Origin of the sequence: Pseudomonas sp. BP01, from assembly GCF_022760795.1 — a bacterium.
GTDB classification, from domain to species: domain Bacteria; phylum Pseudomonadota; class Gammaproteobacteria; order Pseudomonadales; family Pseudomonadaceae; genus Aquipseudomonas; species Aquipseudomonas putida_Q.
In genome coordinates this window covers 203,183-224,014 of record NZ_JAFBKA010000007.1, presented here as the reverse complement: position 1 = coordinate 224,014, position 20,832 = coordinate 203,183, and the positions used below count along the sequence as shown (strand labels likewise).

At 63.5% G+C, this 20,832-nt stretch carries 16 protein-coding genes and 1 pseudogene; 8 read left to right on the top strand and 9 right to left on the bottom strand.

Annotation, left to right across the window (positions count from 1 at the left end; genetic code table 11):
• A pseudogene (locus JOY50_RS09230) lies at window positions 1-82 on the top strand (hydrolase); the annotation flags it as partial.
• A gap of 186 nt (window positions 83-268) precedes the next feature.
• Here JOY50_RS09230 and ycaC (JOY50_RS09225) read toward each other — a convergent pair.
• A complete protein-coding gene (gene ycaC, locus JOY50_RS09225) occupies window positions 269-898 on the bottom strand; it encodes an isochorismate family cysteine hydrolase YcaC (RefSeq protein WP_012274792.1) in 630 nt (209 codons plus the stop codon).
• 135 nt (window positions 899-1,033) lie between these two features.
• Here ycaC (JOY50_RS09225) and JOY50_RS09220 point away from each other — a divergent pair, with 135 nt between their 5' ends.
• Entirely contained in the window at window positions 1,034-1,945 is a 912-nt protein-coding gene (locus JOY50_RS09220; RefSeq protein WP_016489788.1) for a LysR substrate-binding domain-containing protein, read from the top strand.
• Window positions 1,946-2,034: 89 nt separating this feature from the next.
• On the opposite strand, the gene JOY50_RS09215 is transcribed toward JOY50_RS09220, so the two are convergent.
• The 4 genes from JOY50_RS09215 to ycaC (JOY50_RS09200) form a co-directional block, all read right to left on the bottom strand.
• The gene (locus tag JOY50_RS09215) at window positions 2,035-3,876 is read right to left on the bottom strand and encodes an amidohydrolase (protein ID WP_243055125.1); all 1,842 of its coding nucleotides are present in this window, start codon (window positions 3,874-3,876) and stop codon (window positions 2,035-2,037) included.
• 377 nt (window positions 3,877-4,253) lie between these two features.
• Window positions 4,254-5,072 (bottom strand): alpha/beta fold hydrolase, encoded by an 819-nt coding sequence (locus tag JOY50_RS09210; protein WP_132846625.1) that lies wholly within the window; start codon window positions 5,070-5,072, stop codon window positions 4,254-4,256.
• A 39-nt stretch (window positions 5,073-5,111) separates the two neighbouring features.
• Window positions 5,112-5,420: a hypothetical protein gene (locus JOY50_RS09205; RefSeq protein ID WP_132846626.1), complete on the bottom strand. Its 309-nt coding sequence runs from the start codon at window positions 5,418-5,420 to the stop codon at window positions 5,112-5,114.
• 117 nt (window positions 5,421-5,537) lie between these two features.
• Window positions 5,538-6,167, bottom strand: a complete 630-nt coding sequence (ycaC, locus tag JOY50_RS09200) for an isochorismate family cysteine hydrolase YcaC (protein ID WP_019472736.1) — start codon at window positions 6,165-6,167, stop codon at window positions 5,538-5,540.
• Between the two features lie 321 nt (window positions 6,168-6,488).
• Between ycaC (JOY50_RS09200) and JOY50_RS09195 the strand changes: the two genes are divergently transcribed.
• Window positions 6,489-7,916, top strand: a complete 1,428-nt coding sequence (locus tag JOY50_RS09195; RefSeq protein WP_132846627.1) for a mechanosensitive ion channel family protein — start codon at window positions 6,489-6,491, stop codon at window positions 7,914-7,916.
• 46 nt (window positions 7,917-7,962) lie between these two features.
• Here the strand turns inward: JOY50_RS09195 and JOY50_RS09190 are convergent, their stop codons facing one another.
• A complete protein-coding gene (locus JOY50_RS09190) occupies window positions 7,963-9,249 on the bottom strand; it encodes an FAD-binding oxidoreductase (RefSeq protein WP_132846628.1) in 1,287 nt (428 codons plus the stop codon).
• Between the two features lie 163 nt (window positions 9,250-9,412).
• Window positions 9,413-10,903: an aldehyde dehydrogenase family protein gene (locus tag JOY50_RS09185; RefSeq protein ID WP_012274799.1), complete on the bottom strand. Its 1,491-nt coding sequence runs from the start codon at window positions 10,901-10,903 to the stop codon at window positions 9,413-9,415.
• A gap of 134 nt (window positions 10,904-11,037) precedes the next feature.
• Between JOY50_RS09185 and JOY50_RS09180 the strand changes: the two genes are divergently transcribed.
• Together JOY50_RS09180 and JOY50_RS09175 are read left to right on the top strand one after the other, a co-directional pair.
• A complete protein-coding gene (locus tag JOY50_RS09180; RefSeq protein ID WP_132846630.1) occupies window positions 11,038-11,928 on the top strand; it encodes a LysR family transcriptional regulator in 891 nt (296 codons plus the stop codon).
• A 221-nt stretch (window positions 11,929-12,149) separates the two neighbouring features.
• Window positions 12,150-13,544, top strand: coding sequence for a VOC family protein (locus JOY50_RS09175; RefSeq protein ID WP_132846632.1), 1,395 nt, complete (start codon window positions 12,150-12,152; stop codon window positions 13,542-13,544).
• 63 nt (window positions 13,545-13,607) lie between these two features.
• Here the strand turns inward: JOY50_RS09175 and JOY50_RS09170 are convergent, their stop codons facing one another.
• Window positions 13,608-14,534 (bottom strand): LysR substrate-binding domain-containing protein, encoded by a 927-nt coding sequence (locus JOY50_RS09170; protein ID WP_132846633.1) that lies wholly within the window; start codon window positions 14,532-14,534, stop codon window positions 13,608-13,610.
• A 156-nt stretch (window positions 14,535-14,690) separates the two neighbouring features.
• Between JOY50_RS09170 and JOY50_RS09165 the strand changes: the two genes are divergently transcribed.
• Window positions 14,691-16,079: a NorM family multidrug efflux MATE transporter gene (locus JOY50_RS09165; RefSeq protein WP_132846634.1), complete on the top strand. Its 1,389-nt coding sequence runs from the start codon at window positions 14,691-14,693 to the stop codon at window positions 16,077-16,079.
• Between the two features lie 81 nt (window positions 16,080-16,160).
• On the opposite strand, the gene JOY50_RS09160 is transcribed toward JOY50_RS09165, so the two are convergent.
• The gene (locus tag JOY50_RS09160; protein WP_019472728.1) at window positions 16,161-17,828 is read right to left on the bottom strand and encodes a bifunctional diguanylate cyclase/phosphodiesterase; all 1,668 of its coding nucleotides are present in this window, start codon (window positions 17,826-17,828) and stop codon (window positions 16,161-16,163) included.
• A gap of 294 nt (window positions 17,829-18,122) precedes the next feature.
• On the opposite strand from JOY50_RS09160, the gene rep reads away from it, so the two are divergent.
• Both rep and JOY50_RS09150 read left to right on the top strand, forming a co-directional pair.
• Complete coding sequence (gene rep / locus JOY50_RS09155; RefSeq protein ID WP_016502210.1) at window positions 18,123-20,132, top strand: DNA helicase Rep; 2,010 nt, start codon at window positions 18,123-18,125, stop codon at window positions 20,130-20,132.
• Between the two features lie 64 nt (window positions 20,133-20,196).
• The gene (locus tag JOY50_RS09150) at window positions 20,197-20,769 is read left to right on the top strand and encodes a xanthine phosphoribosyltransferase (protein ID WP_003253535.1); all 573 of its coding nucleotides are present in this window, start codon (window positions 20,197-20,199) and stop codon (window positions 20,767-20,769) included.
• Window positions 20,770-20,832: the final 63 nt, after the last annotated feature.

The following is a 20,832-nucleotide window of genomic DNA, read 5'->3' as shown; positions in this document are numbered from 1 at the left end:
CCTCACCGCCAGCTTCGAGCAAGGCCCTAACGGCCCGCTGGTGCCAGAGCTGAAAGCGCTGTTCCCGGATGCGCCGTACATCTAATGTTTGCTGCGCGACAGCGCAGCCCGGAAGGGCTGGGTGATCTCCCACAGGATCACCACTGGTTCTGAAACTGTGCAGTACCTGTGGGAGCGGGCGTGCCCGCGAAGAGGCCGGTACAGCAAACAAAAAAAGCCGGCTCCCTGCAGAGGGAGCCGGCCTTTGTGCGTACTGCTACTGGTTTGCTTACTTACCCGCAGTCAGCGCGTTATAGCTGGTCATCAGGTTGCGATAATCCGGAATGTGGTTGGAACACAGCGCAGCCAGCCCTTCGACATCGTTGCGCCAGTCGCGGTGCAGCTCGCAGGCCACGCCGAACCAGGTCATGAGCTGCGCACCCGCCTGGCTCATGCGGTCATGGGCGGCATCGCGGGTCATTTCGTTGAAAGTACCGGAGGCATCGGTCACCACGAACACGTCGAACTCTTCTTCCAGCGCCGACAGTGCCGGGAAGGCTACGCAGACCTCAGTCACCACACCGGCAATGATCAGCTGCTTCTTGCCAGTGGCCTTCACCGCCTTGACGAAGTCTTCGTTGTCCCAGGCGTTGATCTGGCCTGGGCGGGCGATATACGGCGCATCCGGGAACAGCGCTTTCAGCTCTGGCACCAGCGGGCCGTTAGGGCCTTGCTCGAAGCTGGTGGTGAGGATGGTTGGCAGGTTGAAGAACTTGGCCAGGTCAGCCAGGGCCAGTACGTTGTTCTTGAACTTGTCCGGCTCGATGTCACGCACCAGGGACAACAGGCCAGCCTGGTGGTCGACCAGCAGTACGGCAGCGTCGTCTTTGTTCAGGCGGTTGTAGGTGAATTTGCTCATGGTCTGTGCTCCTAAGGGTTATGAATTTTTCAGCAATCCGGGGTGTTTCGCGTTGATGGGCACAGATTAAAATCATCACCTTTGCTGCACTAGACTGCGAAAACCGTCCTTAGCGTTCCGTTTGGAGAACGATCATTGGAAGACCTCAACTCCCTCTACTACTTCACCCAAGTCGTGGAGCACGGCGGCTTCGCCCCGGCCGGGCGGGCGCTGGACATGCCCAAGTCGAAACTCAGCCGGCGCATCGCCGACCTTGAAGACCGCCTGGGCGTGCGCCTGCTGCACCGCACCAGCCGGCACTGCTCGCTGACCGAAATCGGCCAGGCCTACTACAACCGTTGCCTGGCCATGCGCGTGGAGGCCGAGGGCGCGGCGGAAATCATCGAGCGCAACCGCAGCGAGCCACGCGGGCTGGTGCGCATCAGTTGCCCCACCACCCTGCTCAACTCCTGGGTCGGGCCGATGCTGACCCGCTACATGCTCAAGTACCCCCAGGTGGAACTGTTCATCGAGAGCACCAACCGCCGCGTCGACCTGCTGCATGAGGGCTTCGACATCGCCCTGCGCGTGCGCTTTCCGCCGCTGGAGAACACCGACATGGTGATGAAGGTACTGAGCAACAGCACCCAGTGCCTGGTCGGCCAGCCGCACTACCTGGCGCAACTACCCAAAGGGTTTGACCCACAGCTGCTGGGCACGCTACCCAGCGTGCATTGGGGCAGCGCCCAGCGCGAGTACCAGTGGGAACTGTTCCAGGGTGAGGACAACAGCCGCAGTATCGTCATCCCGCATACGCCGCGCATGGTGACTGACGACCTGTTTGCCTTGCGCCATTTCGTGGTGGCCGGGGTGGGAATCGCGCACTTGCCGCGGGTGGCGGTTCGCGAGGACCTAGCTTCGGGGCGCCTGGTGGAATTGCTGCCTGAGTGGCACCCGCGTTGCGGCATTGTGCATGCGATCTTCCCGTCGCGGCGGGGGTTGCTGCCATCGGTGCGGGCGCTGATCGATCACCTGGCTGAGGAGTTCGCGATCAGCGACATGGCTTGAGTCGGTGGCTGACAGTAACGGCCCTTTCGCAGGACAAGCCCGTGGGGCTTGTCCTGCGAAGAGGCGGTCATTTATCGAGGCAAAGAAGCTTAGAAAGCAAAGCAAGAACAACCCAGCGCCCCCCAGAAGCCCTGGAAGTCACTCACCGGCACACTCGAATGCCGTGCCTTCTCATGGCTGTGCGCATGCACCCCGCATGGCCCGCTACACTGGTGCACGGCGGCTGCCAACGATGGCGTACCGACGCGCCAGTGCCCCGGCACCTTGGCCACCGGCGACCACTCCGGCAGTACCGGCACCTGCGGCGGGCCGAGCCTGTCGAACTCGCCAGCGCCGTACACCACCTTGCCATCGACGATGGTCAGCACCGACTCGATGCCCTTGATCGCCTCTTCATCGACACTGAAGAAGTCCAGCGACAGCGCCGCCAGGTCGGCCAGCTGGCCCACCTTGATCTGGCCCTTCTTGCCCTGCTCGCTGGAGAACCAGGCGCTGCCCTGGGTGAACAGCTGCAGCGCGGTGTCGCGGTCCAGGCCTTCCGGGTACAGCTCCATGCCGCCGACGGTCTTGCCGCTGACCAGCCAGTACAGCGAGGTCCACGGGTTGTAGCTGGACACGCGAGTGGCATCGGTACCGGCACCCACCGGCACGCCCATGTCGAGCATGCGCTTGATCGGCGGGGTCTGCTCGGCAGCCTTGGCGCCGTAGCGGTCGACAAAGTACTCACCCTGGAAGGCCATGCGGTCCTGGACGGCGATACCACCGCCCAAGGCGCGCACGCGCTCGATGTTCTGCGGGGTGATGGTTTCGGCGTGGTCGAAGAACCACGGCAGGCCGTTGAACGGGATGTCGCGGTTGACCTTCTCGAACACGTCGAGCATGCGCGTGATCGATTCGTTGTAGGTGGCATGCAGGCGGAACGGCCAGCGTTGCTCGACCAGGTGGCGCACCACCGGTTCCAGCTCTTCTTCCATGGTCTGTGGCAGGTCCGGGCGCGGCTCGAGGAAGTCCTCGAAGTCGGCGGCGGAAAACACCAGCATTTCGCCGGCGCCGTTATGGCGCAGGAAGTCGGTGCCGCTGTGCAGCTTTACGCTGGAGGTCCACTTCTTGAAGTCGTCCAGCTCTTCCTTGGGCTTCTGGGTGAACAGGTTGTAGGCGATGCGCACGGTCAGCTGGTTGTTGTCGGCCAGCTCCTGGATCACCGAATAGTCGTCGGGGAAGTTCTGGTAGCCGCCGCCGGCGTCGATGGCACTGGTCAGGCCCAGGCGGTTCAGCTCACGCATGAACTGCCGAGTCGAGTTGACCTGGTACTCCAGCGGCAGCTTCGGCCCTTTGGCCAATGTAGCGTAGAGGATCATCGCGTTCGGGCGGGCGATCAGCATGCCGGTCGGGTTGCCAAACTTGTCGCGCTGGATCTCGCCACCCGGCGGGTTCGGGGTGCTCTTGTCGTAGCCGACGGCCTTGAGCGCAGCGCGGTTGAGTAGCGCGCGGTCGTACAGGTGCAGCAGGAATACCGGGGTGTCGGGCGCAGCCTGGTTGATTTCTTCCAGGGTGGGCATGCGTTTTTCGGCGAACTGGAATTCGTTCCAGCCACCGACTACCCGCACCCACTGCGGGGTGGGCGTGCGCGCAGCCTGGTCCTTGAGCATGCGCAGGGCATCGGCCACCGACGGCACGCCTTCCCAGCGCAGCTCCAGGTTGTAGTTCAGGCCACCGCGGATCAGGTGCAGGTGCGAGTCGTTCAGGCCGGGGATGACCGTGCGCTGCTTGAGGTCGATGATCTGGGTAGACGTGCCCTTGTGGGCCATGGCCTCGGCGTCATTGCCCACGGCGATGAAACGGCCGTCCTTGATGGCGACCGCAGTCGCGGTGGGCCTTTCGCGGTCAACGGTGTGCAGTTTGCCGTTGAACAGAATCAGGTCAGCGGTCATGGAACCTCCTTGGATGGATGCGTGAGCGGAACCGGCTTGGCCGGTAAAAGGCAATGCGGACCAGAGCGCGCCGGCAGCACCGAGCACGGTGCTGGTGGCGAGGAACTGGCGACGGGTCTTGTCGTTGCGGTCCTGGGACATGGTGTTCTCCGTCTCTGGGTGCGGCAGCGGCAGGCGCAACTGCGGAGCATGCCGGTTGATGCTGGGTCAGGGCTTGGATGGATGTGCGGTGGGCTGTAGAAGGTTAGCCCTGATCAACATTTGTGCTGCCAGGACTGGCCTCTTCGCGGGCTTGCCCGCTCCCACAGGGAAATCACAGGTTTCAGATGCTGTGCAGTACCGGTGGGAGCGGGCGAGCCCGCGAATGCCTCGCACAATTACCGCTGGAGAAACGCCAGCAAGTCCTCGTTCAACTGCTGCGCATGGGTCACCGCAAACCCGTGCGGCGCCCCGGCATACACCTTGAGCTCAGCCCCACGAATCAGCTCCGCCGCCTGCTTGCCGGTGGTCTCGAATGGCACGATCTGGTCGTCGTCACCATGAATCACCAAAGTCGGCACATCGACCTTGGCCATGTCCGGTCGGAAGTCGGTCTCGGAGAACGCCGTCACGCAATCCAGAGTGCCCTTGATCGACGCCATCAGCGCGATGTTCAGCGTCTGCGTCTGCACGCCCTGGGACACCTGCTGCCCATGGTTCAGGCCATAGAACGGCGTCGCGAAATCGGCGATGAACTGCGCACGGTCGGCACGCAGGCCGGCACGGATACCCTCGAACACCGACAGGTCGACCCCTTCAGGGTTGTCTTCACGCTTGCCGAACACCGGCGTCACCGCACCCAGCAGCACCAACCCGGCCACCCGCTCGCTGCCGTGGCGGGCGATGTAGCGGCTGACATCGCCGCCGCCCATCGAAAAGCCCACCAGGGTCACGTCGCGCAGGTCGAGGTGTTCGATCAGCTGGGCGATGTCATCGGCGAAGGTGTCGTAGTCGTAACCGTTCCACGGCTGGCTCGAACGGCCGAACCCACGCCGGTCGAAGGCGATGGCGCGGTAGCCGCGGCTGGCCAGGAACTCCATCTGCGAATCCCACATGTCGGCATCCAGCGGCCAGCCGTGGCTGAACAGCACGGGCTTGCCGCTGCCCCAGTCCTTGAAATAGATCGAAGTGCCATCGCGGGTAACGAACGTGCTCATGTCGGTATCTCCTTGAAAGTATTGAGGTAAAGGCGCCGCTCAGCCGCGCAGCCAGTTGGCACAGCGGCGGGTTACCCAAGGCATGATGTAGAACACCACCGGCAGGATGACGAACAGGTTGACGATCAGGTTGCCGGTAATCGGGCCGCCCAGCTGCGGGAAGCGTGCAAACAACGGCGCCAGCAGTTGCGGAATGACCATGGTCATCGGGCAGATCACCAGGTAGGTCAGCAGCGCCTGCTTCCAGCGCGGCGGCTGGGCCGGCATCGCGCCCGTCGGGCTAGCGAGAACGTGGTGTTGCAGGCATACGGTCACCACTTCACGGTTGTCTTGGAGTGCGGTGTTCATCGGCGTTCCTTGGGATGAGCTTGCCCGCATCCACTGTGCAACGGTGAACGGGCGGAGGATTGGATGGGTGTGCTGCCCTTTGGCGGGCACCGACTGGCGGTGCCCGGGGCGGTCGGCTTACTTGCCGGCGTTGAAGGCGTTGTAGCTGGTCATCAGGTTGCGGTAGTCCGGGATGTGGTTGGAGCACAGCGCGGCCAGGCCCTCAACGTCGTTGCGCCAGTCGCGGTGAAGCTCGCACGCTACGCCGAACCAGGTCATCAGTTGCGCACCGGCCTGGCTCATGCGGTCATGGGCGGCATCGCGGGTCATGGCGTTGAAGGTACCGGAGGCGTCGGTCACCACGAACACATCAAACTCTTCTTCCAGGGCCGCCAGGGCCGGGAAGGCAACACACACTTCCGTCACGACGCCGGCGATGATCAGCTGCTTCTTGCCGGTGGCCTTCACTGCCTTGACGAAGTCTTCGTTGTCCCAGGCGTTGATCTGGCCTGGGCGGGCGATGTACGGGGCGTCCGGGAACAGGGCCTTCAGTTCCGGCACCAGTGGGCCATTGGGGCCTTGCTCGAAGCTGGTGGTGAGGATGGTCGGCAGGTTGAAGAACTTGGCCAGGTCAGCCAGGGCCAGCACGTTGTTCTTGAACGCGTCCGGCTCGATGTCGCGGACCAGGGACAGCAGGCCAGCCTGGTGATCGACCAGCAGTACGGCGGCGTCGTCTTTGTTCAGGCGGTTGTATTTGAAGTTGGTCATGGTCGTTGCTCCTAAGGGTTTATGTCTTCAGTAAGTTGGGTGTTTCGCGTTGATGGGAGAAGATTAAAACCATCACCTTTGGAGCGGTAGATAGCGGTTTTTGGCTTTAGCGTTCTGTTTTAGGAACGATACATTGGCGTTGGTTTTGCTGGCCTCTTCGCGGGCTCGCCCGCTCCCACAGGGATCGCACAAGATTCACAACCAGCGCTTTACCTGTGGGAGCGGGCAAGCCCGCGAAGGGGCCAGCACAGGCTTGCATTGCCTGCTCGGCAAACCTGCTCTATTACTACCCACAGCCCTCCCCTCACCCCCGAGACCACCATGCTGGCGTTCATCCAGTCGTCCCCGTTGTTGCTCGGCACTACCCTCATCCTGCTCGACCTCGTGCTCTGGCAAGTCATCCCCATGCAGCGCCGTGCCTGGCGCATCGGCACGCGCCTGGTGATATTCCTGCTGTTCAGCTCGGTGCTGGTGGCCGCCGGCATGAGCCCGCTGCAACCACCACCTTGGCCCGATGATGTTTCGCGCAACCTCATGGCTACGGTGCTGGCCATCGGCTGGTGGCTGTTTGGCGCGCGCACGGTCACGGTGGTGTTCGGCCTGCTGCTGGTGGCCCGCGGCAGCCATGGCGGGCGGTTGCTGCAGGATGTGCTGGGTGCGTTGATCTTCCTGGTCGCTGTAGTGGCTGCGGCGGGCTATGTGATGCAACTGCCGGTGAAGGGTTTGCTGGCGACGTCCGGGGTGATGGCCATCGTCATCGGCCTGGCGCTGCAAAGCACCTTGGCGGACGTGTTCAGTGGCATCGTGCTGAACACCACGCGGCCCTATCAGATTGGCGATTCAATCTCCATCGACGGCACCGAAGGCAAGGTGCTGGACATCGACTGGCGCGCCACGCGCCTGCTGACCGGCACCGGCAGCCTGGCGGTGATCCCCAACTCGGTCGCGGCCAAGGCGCGGCTGCTCAACCACAGCCGCCCGGCCGATGTGCATGGGGTGTCGATCAGCGTGGTGGTACCGGCCAAGGTGCGGCCCAAGCGAGTGTTCGATGCGCTGGAAAAAGCCTTACAGGGCGTGAGTGCCATTCTCGACACCCCAAAACCGAAAGTGACGGTGAAGGCCTCGACGCTGGAGTCCGTGGAGTACGAGGCCAGCGGCTTCGTGGCCGACGCGGGCACCAAGGGCGACGCACGCAATCAGCTGTTCGACCTTGCCCATCGGCACCTGGAGGCCAGCGGGGTGATGTGGAACGTGGACCTGGCCCTGCCGCCGCGCAGCCGCCAGCGCGAGGTGCTGGACGAAGTGCGGGTGTTCCGCTCGCTAAGCGATGAGGAGCGTGACGCGCTGAGCCAGCGCATGACGGCGGTGGAGTACCTGGCGGACCAGGTGATCCTGGGCGTGGGCGAGCATTCCGAGCACCTGCTGGTGATTGGCAGCGGGGTGGTGTCGGCGTCAGTGCGTGATGGCGACAAGCGGATCGAAGCCGGGCGCATGGGGCCGGGTGAGGTGCTGGGGATCGAGGGGATCATCGATGAGGACGACTCGTTCGCCGAGTTCCGCACGCTGACCGGTTGCGTGCTGTACCGCATCGAAAAGGAACAGGTGAAGAGCTGTTTGCAGCAGCGTGGCGAGGTGCAGAACGCGTTGAGCAAACTGCAGCGGTTCCGCCGGCAAAGCCGGGAGTCGTTATTGCTGCAAAAGCCGGCCCTGATCAAGAAAGGCGGCTTCCTCAGCTGGTTGCACAAGTAAGCCTGCGCCGGCCCCTTCGCGGGCGTGCCCGCGAAGGGGCCAGTACTTACAACACAACCCTCAGGCACTGCCCCGCGTGGTACAGCGAGAAGCCGGACTCGTAGAACGCGGTCCGCAGCGAAGGCGCACTCACGCCGCTCATTGGCGAGAACGGAATCGGCAGGCTGTCCGCCTCACCCTTGAGCAGAAACTCGGCAAACGCACGGCCGATCACGGTACCCGTGGTGTTGCCCCGCCCGTTGTAACCCGTAACCGCGACCAACCCTGGCGCCGGCTCGAAAAGTCGCATCAGGTGGTCAGGGGTAAAGTCGATACAGCCGGTCCAGTGCATTTCCCACTCGACCTTGCCCAGCTCCGGGTAGTAGTGGCTCTGGATACGGTCCGCCCAGCTGCGCACAAACCACGCCGGCTTGTTGTCGACCCGGCCCAGGCTGCCGAGCAGCAGGCGGCCCTGGTCGTCGCGGCGGATGCTGCTGAGCACGGTACGGGTGTCCCACGAGCCTTGGCCATGTGGCAGCACCTTGTCGGCTGCTGCACCCTGCAGCGGCTTGGACGCCACCTGGTAGTAGTAACCCCGGAAGAACTGCTTTTGCAGGTTGCTCCAGTCGCCTTCGGTGTAGGCGCCAGTGGAAATCACCACCTTGTCGGCGCGCACCGAGCCACGCGCAGTCTTCACCCGCCAGCCATCGCCATCACGTTCCAGGCCTTCGACCGAAGACTGCTGGAACAGCTTGCCGCCCAGGCGCGCCACGGCAGCCGCCAGGCCCTGGGTGTAGCCCATGGGGTTGATGGTGCCGGCGCGGCGGTCGAGCAGCGCGGCGGAAATCTTGTTGGTACCGCAGTATTCCTGGCACTGGGCGCCGGTCAGCAGCTCCACATCGGCACCACGACGGCGCCATTGTTCGTGGCGGGCCTCGAGGTCGGCGATGCCGGTGGCGTTGTGCGCCATGTGCAGCGTGCCTTTGTGCTGGGCCTGGCAGTCGATGCCCAGGCGCTCGATCATGGCGAACACTTCACCAGGGGCTTCGCCAAGCACCTTGTTCAGGCGGCTGCCCTGCTTCTGGCCGAGGGTGGCCTCGACGTCGTCGGGGCGGATCCAGGTGCCGGCGTTGACCAGGCCGACGTTGCGCCCGGAGCCACCGTGGCCGATCTTCCAGGCCTCCAGCAGGATCACCGACTTGCCCTGTTCGAGCAGGTGGATGGCCGCCGACAGGCCAGTGATGCCACCGCCGATCACGCAGACATCAGCCTTGTGCTCACCGGCCAGGGCCTGGGCGGCAACGGTCGGTTTGCTGACGAATTCCCACAAGCATTCTTGACGCAGTTCGGACATGGCCGGCTCCAGCAATTTGTTCTTGTTGGGGCCGCGGGGCGGCCCATTCGCGGGTAAACCCGCTCCCACAGGGTCATCACAGGTTCCGAAAACTGTGTTGTCCCTGTGGGAGCGGGTTTACCCGCGAACCGGGGGCTATGCCCCCGGCCATGCAGCATCAATATCAGTCGAACACGATACCCTGCGCCAGCGGCAACTCGCGCGAGTAGTTCACGGTGTTGGTCTGGCGACGCATGTAGCCTTTCCAGGCATCCGAACCCGACTCACGACCACCGCCGGTTTCCTTTTCGCCGCCAAACGCACCGCCGATCTCGGCGCCGCTGGTACCGATGTTGACGTTGGCGATACCGCAATCGCTGCCCGAAGCACTCTGGAAGCGCTCGGCTTCACGGATGTCGGTAGTGAAGATGCACGACGACAGGCCTTGTGGCACTTCGTTGTTCAGGCGCAGGGCCTCTTCGAAGTCGTCGTAGGCCAGCACATAGAGGATCGGGGCGAAGGTTTCGTGGCGCACCACGTCGCTCTGCGCCGGCATTTCGGCAATGGCAGGCGACACGTAGTAGGCGTTCGGGTACTGGTCGGCCAGCTGACGCTCGCCACCAAACACCTGACCACCTTCGTCGCGGGCCTTGGCCAGCGCGCCCTGCATGGCGTCGAACGACAGCTTGTCGATCAGCGGGCCCACCAGGTTGTCCTTGCGCGGGTCGCCGATACGCACTTTGCCGTAGGCGGCTTTGACGCGGGCAACCACTTCGTCCTTGATCGAGCGGTGCACGATCAGGCGGCGCAGGGTGGTGCAACGCTGGCCGGCGGTGCCGACAGCCGAGAACAGGATGCCGCGCACGGCCAGGTCCAGGTCGGCGCTCGGCGCCAGGATCATGGCGTTGTTGCCGCCCAGCTCGAGGATGCTGCGGCCGAAGCGGGCAGCCACACGTGGGCCGACTTCGCGACCCATACGGGTGCTGCCGGTGGCGCTGACCAGTGGTACGCGCGGGTCATCGACCATGGCTTCGCCGGCTTCACGGCCGCCGATTACCAGTTGTGCCAGGCCAGCCGGGGCATCGCCGAAGGCTTTCAGTGCTTTTTCGAACAGCGCCTGGCAAGCCAGGGCGGTCAGCGGGGTCTTTTCAGACGGTTTCCACACCACCGAGTTACCGGCCACCAGGGCCAGAGCGGTGTTCCAGGCCCAGACGGCGACCGGGAAGTTGAAGGCGCTGATCACGCCAACCACGCCCAGCGGGTGCCAGGTTTCACGCATGTGGTGGCCTGGGCGCTCGGAGGCGATGGTCAGGCCGTACAGCTGGCGCGACAGGCCAACGGCGAAGTCGCAGATGTCGATCATTTCCTGCACTTCGCCCAGGCCTTCCTGGGTGATCTTGCCGGCTTCGATCGAGACCAGCTCGCCCAGGTCGGCCTTGTGCTCACGCAGCACTTCGCCGAACAGGCGCACCAGTTCGCCACGGCGCGGGGCCGGCACAGTGCGCCAGGCGTCGAAAGCGCTCTGGGCCTGGTCGATGCGGGCGATGGTCTCGGCCTTGCCGAGCAGTTTCACCGAGGCGATCTGGCTGCCGTCGATCGGCGTGTGAACAGGGTAGTCGCCCTGGGTGTAAGCCTCGGCGGCAACGCCAAGGCGCTCGAGCAATCCAGCAACCATTTGTGCATCTCCTACATCGGTGATGGGTGGAAAAATGATGTGGATCAGTATTAATCCGATCACATAGGTACAACAAACGACCTTTATTCCGCATATCATTCCGTCAGGTAATGATTTGAGCCGCAGAGACCGCTATGTCCAAACGCCTGGTGCCTTCCATGACCGCCCTGCAGTGCTTTGAAGCTGCAGCCCGTCATTTGAGCTTTACCCGTGCCGCCGAAGAACTGCACCTGACCCAGAGCGCCGTCAGCAAGCAGGTGGCGCAGCTTGAAGACATGCTGCGCCACCACCTTTTCCTGCGCATCCGCCGGCGCTTGCAACTGACCCCGGCCGGCAGCCTGTACCTGGCCGAGGTCAACAAGATCCTCACCCAGGTGGATATGTCCAGCCGCTACGTGCTCACCTATGGCGAGCAGACCGAGATATTGAAAGTAGCCACTCAACCGAGTTTTGGCGTGCGCTGGTTGATCCCGCACCTGAAGGGTTTTGGCAAGCGCCACACCAACATCCACCTGGACATCCGCAACGAGATGGAGCCGTTCGCCCTGCTGCAGGGTTCGGCGGACGTGGTGTTCTTCTATGGCCAGGGCACCTGGCCGGGGGCCACCTGCGTGGAGCTGTTCCGCGAAGAGGTGGTGCCGGTGTGTGCGCCGGAGCTGCTGGCCGGGCGCACGCTGGGCGATGCTGCAGAACTGGCCGACCTGGTGCTGCTGCAAAGCACCTCACGGCCCGAGGCCTGGCATGAGTGGTTCCTGGAGCTGGGGCTGCAGAGCGTCAGCGCCTACCACGGGCCACGCTTTGATACGTTCTATATGGCCTTGAGCGCGGCGCAGGCCGGGTGCGGGGTGGCGCTGGTGCCGCGTTACCTGGCGGCGAAGGAACTGGCGGAAGGGAGCCTGGTGGTGCCTTGGAACCATGCCATGCGCAGTGCCGGGGCGCATTACCTGGCGTATGCCGAGCATGCGGCGGAGGTGCCCAAGGTGCGGGCGTTGGTGGAGTGGATTCAGGAGCAGCTTCAGCCTTGAGATTGCCGAGGCCGCTTTGCGGCCCTATCGCCGGCAAGCCAGCTCCCACAGGAACAGCACAGTTGCTGAAACTTGTGCTGTGCCTGTGGGAGCTGGCTTGCCGGCGATAGGGCCCTGAAGGTCGATCAAAAAAGGAATGACACACTCACTTTTTTTCGCTTGTGAGCCAAGTGCATTCCCAGCTTTCATGTAAGCGTCCGAACCCAACCAGGAAGCTAGCGATGCCCGCCCACGATTTCGTCAGCCCAGACAGCATTCGCGCGCAGTTCTCTGCCGCCATGTCGCTCATGTACAAACAGGAAGTGCCGCTGTACGGCACGCTGCTGGAGCTGGTGAGCGAAATCAACCAGCAGGTCATGGCCCAGCAGCCCAAGGTTGCCGAGGCCCTGCGCTGGACCGGCGAAATCGAGCGCCTGGACCACGAGCGCCACGGCGCCATCCGCGTGGGCACCGCTGAAGAACTGGCCACCATCGCCCGCCTGTTTGCCGTCATGGGCATGCAGCCGGTCGGCTACTACGACCTCAGCTCCGCCGGCGTGCCGGTGCACTCCACCGCTTTCCGCGCAGTACACGAGCAGTCGCTGCACGTCAGCCCGTTCCGTGTATTCACCTCGCTGCTGCGCCTGGAGCTGATCGACAACCCGCAGCTGCGCGAGCTGGCACAGAGCATCCTGGCCAAGCGCCAGATCTTCACCCCCCGCGCCCTCGAACTGATCGCCCAGTGCGAGCGCGATGGCGGCCTGAACGCAGCCGATGCCGAAGCGTTCGTGCAGGAAGCGCTACACACCTTCCGCTGGCACCAGGACGCCACCGTCACCGCCGAGCAGTACCAGCAACTGCACGACCAGCACCGCCTGATTGCCGATGTGGTGGCCTTCAAGGGCCCGCACATCAACCACCTGACCCCACGCACCCTGGACATCGATGCAATCCAGCTCGGCATGCCGGCCAAGGGCATCCCGCCGAAGGCCGTGGTCGAAGGCCCGCCTACCCGCCGCCACCCGATCCTGCTGCGCCAGACCAGCTTCAAGGCCTTGCAGGAAAAGGTCGCGTTCAGCGACCAGCAGGGTAGCGAAGGCAGCCACACCGCGCGCTTTGGCGAAATCGAGCAACGCGGTGCAGCCCTGACCCCAAAAGGTCGCCAGCTGTACGACAAGCTGCTCGACGCCACCCGCGCCGCCCTGGGTGGCGCACCGGCCGAAGCCAATGCCGAGCGCTACATGGCCTTGCTCAAAGATACCTTTGCCGAATTCCCGGATAACCTGGCGCAGATGCGTGACCAGGGCCTGGCGTACTTCCGCTACTTTGCCACTGAAAAAGGCCTGGCTGCGCGCGACCAGGAAGGCCGCCCCACCACCCTGCAAGGGCTGATCGACGCTGGCCATGTGCATTTCGAGGCATTGGTGTACGAGGACTTCCTGCCAGTGAGCGCAGCGGGGATCTTCCAGTCCAACCTGGGCGACGATGCGCAAACCGAGTACGGCAGCAATGCCAACCGCGATGCATTCGAAGCGGCGCTGGGGCTGCCGGTGCAGGATGAGCTGGCGCTGTATGCGCAAAGCGAGCGCCGCTCGCTGCAGGCCTGTGCGCAGGCGTTGAACCTGGGTTCGATGTAAAAGCCCGGATCTTCTGTACCGGCCTCTTCGCGGGCTCGCCCGCGAAGAGGCCGGTACAGGCGATCAGAGGGGCGGCAGGATTTCCACATCCGGCAAATCCATCGCCGCCACCTCGTCTGCCAGAAAATCACTCAAGCGCCGCAACCGTTCGCCACCCGGCCGGGTGCGCGGCCATACCAGGTAGTAGTCCATCCCACTGGGCACTGCTGTCGGCCAAGGCAGGCTCAACCGCCCCTGCGCCACATCTTCGGCCACCATCAGCAAATCACCCATGGATATCCCGTAGCCACGCGCAGCCGCAATCATGCCCAGCTCCAGGGTGTCGAACACCTGCCCGCCCTTGAGCGAAACCTTGTCGCCAAGCCCCATCCGCTCCAGCCATTCCCGCCAGTCACGCTTGTCCACCGTGGGGTGCAGCAGTTCGATAGAGGCCAGCCGGCACACGTCCCAGGGCTCTTCGTCGAGCAGGTCGGGCGCGCCGACCGGGATCAGCAATTCCGGGAACAGCTTGCGCACTTCCCACTCCGCCGGGAACACGCCATCACTGAGCAGCACCGCACAATCGAACGGTTCCTGGTTGAAGTCCACATGATCGACGTCCATCCAGGCGCTGGTCAGCTGCACTTCATTACCCGGCTGCAGGTGCCGGAACCGGCTCAGGCATGCCAGCAACCAGCGCATGGTCAAAGTCGAGGGGGCTTTCATGCGCACGATGTCATCTTCACCGCGCAAGTTATCGCAGGCCCGCTCCAGCGCCGCGAAGCCTTCGCGCACCCCGGGCAACAGCACCCGCGCCGCTTCGGTCAACTGCAGGCTGCGGCCACTGCGCACGAACAGGCGGCAGGCAAAGTGCTCTTCCAACGTACGGATATGCCGGCTGACAGCACTTTGGGTAATCGACAGCTCTTCGCCGGCACGGGTGAAGGAGCAAAGCCGTGCAGCAGCTTCGAATGCGCGCAGGGCATACAACGGAGGAAGTTGTCGGGACATGAGGCACCTGCCATACGGGACTGTGGAGCGAATCACCCATGAGCATATATACATGAGTAAGACTCATGCCAAGGATCGCTTTTATCCTTTTGTGCAAAGTTGACCGAAGCCTCAGAATCGCCCTTCGTTGTTTTCCCCAGGAAAAAGGACCGCCCCATGCATGTCGCGCCCACCACAGAACTCAAGGCTTTGCTGCGCCTGGCCGGGCCGCTGATCGCCTCGCAGTTGGCGCACATGCTGATGGTGCTGACCGACACCCTGATGATGGCCCGTATCAGCCCGCAAGCGCTGGCCGGTGGCGGCCTGGGCGCGGCAAGCTACTCATTCGTGTCGATCTTTTGCCTGGGCGTGATCGCGGCGGTCGGCACCCTGGTGGCGATCCGCAAGGGCGCCAACGACATCGAAGGCGCCACTCGCCTGGCCCAGAACGGCCTGTGGCTGGCCTGGGGGCTGTCACTGGTTGCCGCGCTGGCGCTGTGGAACCTTGAGCCGGTACTGCTGCTGTTCGGGCAACAGCCCGAAAACGTTGCCTCGGCCGCCGAATTCCTCACCCTGCTGCCACTGGCGCTGCCCAGCTACCTGACCTTCATGGCCTTGCGTGGCTTTACCAGCGCGCTGGGCCGCTCGACCCCGGTGATGGTGATCAGCGTGGTCGGCACGGTGCTCAACTACCTGTTCAACGTAGCGTTGATCGAAGGCATGTTCGGCCTGCCAAAACTCGGCCTGATGGGCATCGGCCTGGTCACCGCAGTGGTATCGCTGGGCATGGCCATCGCCCTTGCGCTGTACATCCGCTGGCATTCGGCCTATGCCGCCTACCCACTGCGCAAGGGCCTGTCGCGCCCGTCGCTGCCGGCCCTGCGCGAGCTGTGGCGGCTCGGTTTGCCGATTGGCGGCACCTACATGGTGGAAGTGGGCCTGTTCGCCTTCGCCGCGCTGTGCATGGGCGTGCTGGGCAGTACCGAACTGGCGGCGCACCAGATCGCCCTGCAGATCGTGTCCACGGCGTTCATGGTGCCGACGGGCTTGTCCTATGCGGTGACCATGCGCGTGGGCTTGTATTACGGCGCCGGCAACCTGCTGGCGGCGCGCAGTGCCGGGCGCGTCGGTATTGGCTTCGGGGCGATGATCATGTTTGCGTTTGCCGCGCTGTTCCTGCTGCTGCCCGAGGCGCTGGTGGGGCTGTTCATCGACCGCAATGACCCGGCCTTTGCCGCGATCTTCCAGGTGGCCGTGCAGCTGTTGATGGTGGCGGCGTGGTTCGAACTGTTCGATGGCATGCAGACCATTGCCATGGGCTCGATCCGTGGGCTGAAAGATGCCAAGACCACCTTCCTGATCGGGCTGGTGTGCTACTGGCTGGTGGGGGCGCCGAGCGCCTGGTTGTTCACCTTTACTCTGGGCGGTGGTGCGGTGGGCATCTGGTGGGGGCTGGCGCTGGGGCTGGCATGTGCGGCGGTGGCGCTGACCTTTGGCTTTGAGTGGCGGATGAAGCGGCTTTTGAGAAAGGCCGTGGCGCGCGCAGGGGCTGCTGCTTCGGCCTGACTTCAGGGCCTCTTCGCGGGCACGCCCGCTCCCACAGGATTGCGCGGTCCCTGTGGGAGCGGGCGTGCCCGCGAAAGGGCCCTAAAGGACAGCATCCAACTGACAGCCAGGCACCTTCAGCAAAAAATCGATCAGCTCCCCGACCGGCAGCGGCTTGCTGACCAAAAAGCCCTGCACCTGGTCACAGCCAAACCCACGCAACAACGCCAGCTGCTCTTCACTCTCCACCCCTTCGGCCACCACCTCGAGGTTGAGGTTGTGCGCCAGGTTGATCATGGCGTGCACCAGCTTGCGGTTTTCCTCGCGCATTTCCATTCCCGCAACAAAACTGCGGTCCACCTTGAGCAAAGTGATCGGCAAGCTGTTGAGGTGTACGAACGAAGAAAATCCGGTGCCGAAATCGTCGAGCGAGAAGCGCACGCCCAGGCGGCCGAGCGCGTCCATGGTCTGGCGCACCACCTCGTTGCGGCGCATCACCGCCGTCTCGGTCAGTTCGAACTCCAGCCAGCGGGCGTCCACACCATGCTCAAGGATCAGGCGGCTCAGGGTGGCCAGCAGCTGGCTGTCCTGGAACTGACGAAAACTCAGGTTTACCGCCATGTGCAGCGGCTCCAGCCCGCGCTCACACAGCGCCTGCATGTCGCGCAAGGCACGGGAGATGACCCAGTAGCCCAGCGGCACGATCAGGCCGCTCTGCTCGGCCAGGGGCACGAACTCGCTAGGCGGTAACAGCCCGCGTTCGGCATGACGCCAGCGCACCAGCGCCTCCAGGCCGACGATGCGCCCGTCGGCCAGGTCGAGCCGCGGCTGATAGTGCAGCTCCAGCTCGTCACGGCGCAGCGCGCGGCGCAGTTCGCTTTCCAGGTCGGCAAGGCTGCGGGCGTTGCGATTGATGCGTTCATTGAACACATGGAAGGTGCAGCCCTGGCTGCCCTTGGCCTGGCGCATGGCAATGTGCGCATGCCACATCAACGGGTCGGCACCGCTGTGCGCGCGGGCATGGGCCAAGCCCAGGCTGCACCCCAGCAGCAGGCTTTCGCCGTCGATCCAGTAGGGTTCGGCCAAGGCCTCGATGATGCGCTCGGCAATCCATTCAGCGCGGTTGGCGTCGCGGCGGGTGTCGATCAGCAAGGCAAACTCGTCGCTGCCCAGGCGCGCCAGCTGGTCACCAGCCTCCAGCTGGTTTTGCAGCCTCGCCACCACTTGCAGGATCAGGCGGTCACCGCTCTGGTGGCCGAGCGCATCGTTGACGTGGCGGAAGTTGTCCAGGTCCAGGTGGCCCAAGGCAATGCCACGGCCCTCGTTCTCGGCCAGGCGCGCGGTCAGCAAGGCCTGGAAGCCCTGGCGGTTGGCGATGCCGGTCAGTGGGTCCTGTTCGGCCAGGCGCTGCAAGGTGGCCACCAGCACCCCACGTTCGCGCACATGGCGCAGCGAGCGGCGCAAGGTATCAGCGTTGAGCTGGTCGCGTACCAGCCAGTCGCTGACGGCGCTGGGTGCTACCTCGGGCTCGTGATCCAGCAGCAGAATAGTTGGCAGCTCGCAGCGCCCGGGCACCGGCTGCAGGGCCGGGGTTGCCAGCACAACGGCCTGGCGATCGTGGCTGAACAGGCTATCGACCGAGTCCCAGTCAGGCGCGGTCAGCAGCACGGCACTGCCGTTAAGGGCAGGCATGCAGGCGTGCAACAAGGCGGCCCATTGCGGCTCATCAGCCAACAGCAGCAAACGCAAAGGTTCGACAGGCGTGGACAAGCGGGCTCCTTAGGACTTCACGGTGCAACGATAACTGCCAGTATGCTACTGCATTAATGAAAATGATTTTCACTTTTATACATGCATTTGCGGGCGTAGCATCCCGACGTATTTTGTCGTGCATCCTGCTCGAAACCAGAGGAAGCGGCAAATATGATTTTTTCCTCTAGTAGCATTAGTCGCGCTAATAATGAGGCGGACAAAAGTCTGACTCAGACGTCAGACGGTCGCGCCACAACCGCCCCATGCCTGTTAGAATGCGCGGCTATTTTCTGGCGACCCCCGGTTTCTAGCATGTCCCGACTCAATCCCCGGCAGCAAGAAGCCCGTGACTACGTCGGCGGCCCTCTTTTGGTGCTCGCCGGTGCAGGTTCGGGCAAGACCAGCGTGATCACGCGCAAGATTGCCCACCTCATCCAGAACTGCGGCATCCGTGCCCAGTACATTGTGGCGATGACCTTTACCAACAAGGCCGCCCGCGAGATGAAGGAGCGGGTCGCCACCCTGCTGCGCCCGGGGGAAGGCCGTGGTCTGACGGTGTGTACCTTCCACAACCTGGGCCTGAACATCATCCGCAAGGAGCACGACAAGCTGGGCTACAAGCCAGGCTTCTCGATCTTCGACGAGTCCGACATCAAGGCGTTGCTGTCGGACATCATGCAGAAGGAATACTCCGGCGACGACGGCATCGACGAGATCAAGAACATGATCGGTGCCTGGAAGAACGACCTGGTCCTGCCGCCAGAGGCCCTGGAAAAGGCCCGCAACCCGCGCGAACAGACCGCCGCCATTGTCTACACCCACTACCAGCGCACGCTCAAGGCGTTCAACGCGGTGGACTTCGACGACCTGATTCTGCAGCCGGTCAAGCTGTTCCAGGAGCACCCCGAGGTGCTCGAACGCTGGCAGAACCGCGTGCGCTACCTGCTGGTGGACGAATACCAGGACACCAACGCCAGCCAATACCTGCTGGTGAAAATGCTGATCGGCATGCGCAACCAGTTCACCGTGGTGGGCGACGACGATCAGTCGATCTACGCCTGGCGCGGTGCGCGCCCCGAAAACCTGATGCTGCTCAAGGAGGACTACCCCTCCCTGAAGATCGTCATGCTCGAGCAGAACTACCGCTCCACCAGCCGCATCCTGCGCTGTGCCAACGTGTTGATCGCCAACAACCCGCACGCGTTCGAGAAACAGCTGTGGAGCGAGATGGGCGTGGGCGACGAGATCCGCGTCATCCGCTGCAAGAACGAGGAAGCCGAGGCCGAACGCGTGGCCATGGAAATCCTCACCTTGCACCTGCGCACCAACCGCCCGTACAGCGATTTCGCCATCCTCTACCGCGGTAACTACCAGGCCAAGCTGATCGAACTGAAGCTGCAGCACCACCAGGTGCCGTATCGCCTGTCGGGCGGCAACAGCTTCTTCGGCCGCCAGGAGGTCAAGGACCTGATGGCCTACCTGCGCCTGCTGGTGAACCCGGACGATGACAACGCCTACCTGCGGGTGATCAACGTACCGCGCCGCGAAATCGGCTCCACCACCCTGGAAAAGCTCGGCAACTATTCCACCGAGCGCGGCATTTCGATGTACGCCGCCAGCGAGGAGCTGGGCCTGGGTGAGCACCTGGACGCCCGCTACACCGAGCGCTTGCAGCGCTTCAAGCACTGGCTGGACGGGGTACGCCACAAGGTTGCCCTGGAAGACCCGATCGCCGCGCTGCACGAGATGATCCGCGACATCGACTACGAGAACTGGATCCGTCAGCAGACCGCCAGCGACAAGGCGGCGGAGTTCCGGATCAGCAACGTCTGGTTCCTTGTCGAAGCGCTGAAAAACACCCTCGAGAAGGACGAAGAGGGTGACATGACCATCGAGGACGCCATCGGCAAGCTGGTGCTGCGCGACATGCTCGAGCGCCAGCAGGAAGAAGAAGAGAACGCCGAAGGTGTGCAGATGATGACCCTGCACGCCTCCAAGGGCCTGGAGTTCCCCTACGTGTTCATCATGGGCATGGAAGAGGAAATCCTCCCGCACCGCTCCAGCATCGAGGCCGACACCATCGAAGAGGAGCGCCGCCTGGCCTACGTGGGCATCACCCGCGCGCGCCAGACCCTGGCCTTCACCTTCGCTGCCAAGCGCAAGCAGTACGGTGAAATCATCGACTGCACGCCCAGCCGGTTCCTTGACGAACTGCCTCCAGACGACCTGGCCTGGGAGGGCCTGGACGATGCGCCGGTCGAGGTAAAGGCCGCACGCGGCAACAACGCCCTGGCCGATATCCGGGCAATGCTCAAACGCTGATCAACCATTACTCTTAAACTTTGCCGCTATTTGCGGCCACCTTTGCTACATCGAGGAAAACAAAGTGGAAGCACTGCATCAGAAGATTCGCGAAGAAGGCATCGTGCTTTCCGACCAGGTTCTTAAAGTCGACGCGTTTCTCAACCACCAGATCGACCCCGCGCTGATGCAGCTGATCGGTGACGAGTTCGCCCGCCTGTTCGCCGACGCCGGCGTGACCAAGATCGTCACCATTGAAGCCTCGGGCATTGCCCCGGCCGTGATGACCGGCCTGAAGCTGGGCGTACCGGTGATCTTTGCGCGCAAGCACCAGTCGCTGACCCTGACCGAGAACCTGCTGACTGCCTCGGTGTACTCCTTCACCAAGCAGACCGAGAACACCGTGGCCATTTCGCCACGCCACCTCAACAGCAGCGACCGCGTACTGGTGATCGACGATTTCCTGGCCAACGGCAAGGCGTCGCAGGCGCTGATTTCGATCATCAAACAGGCCGGCGCCACCGTGGCTGGCCTGGGTATCGTGATCGAGAAGTCGTTCCAGGGCGGCCGTGCCGAGCTGGATAGCCAAGGCTACCGCGTTGAATCGCTGGCCCGGGTGAAGTCGCTGGAAGGCGGTGTGGTCAGCTTCATCGAGTAAGCCTGTACCGGCCCCATCGCCGGCAAGCCAGCTCCCACAGGTACTGCACAAGGCTCGGCCTCT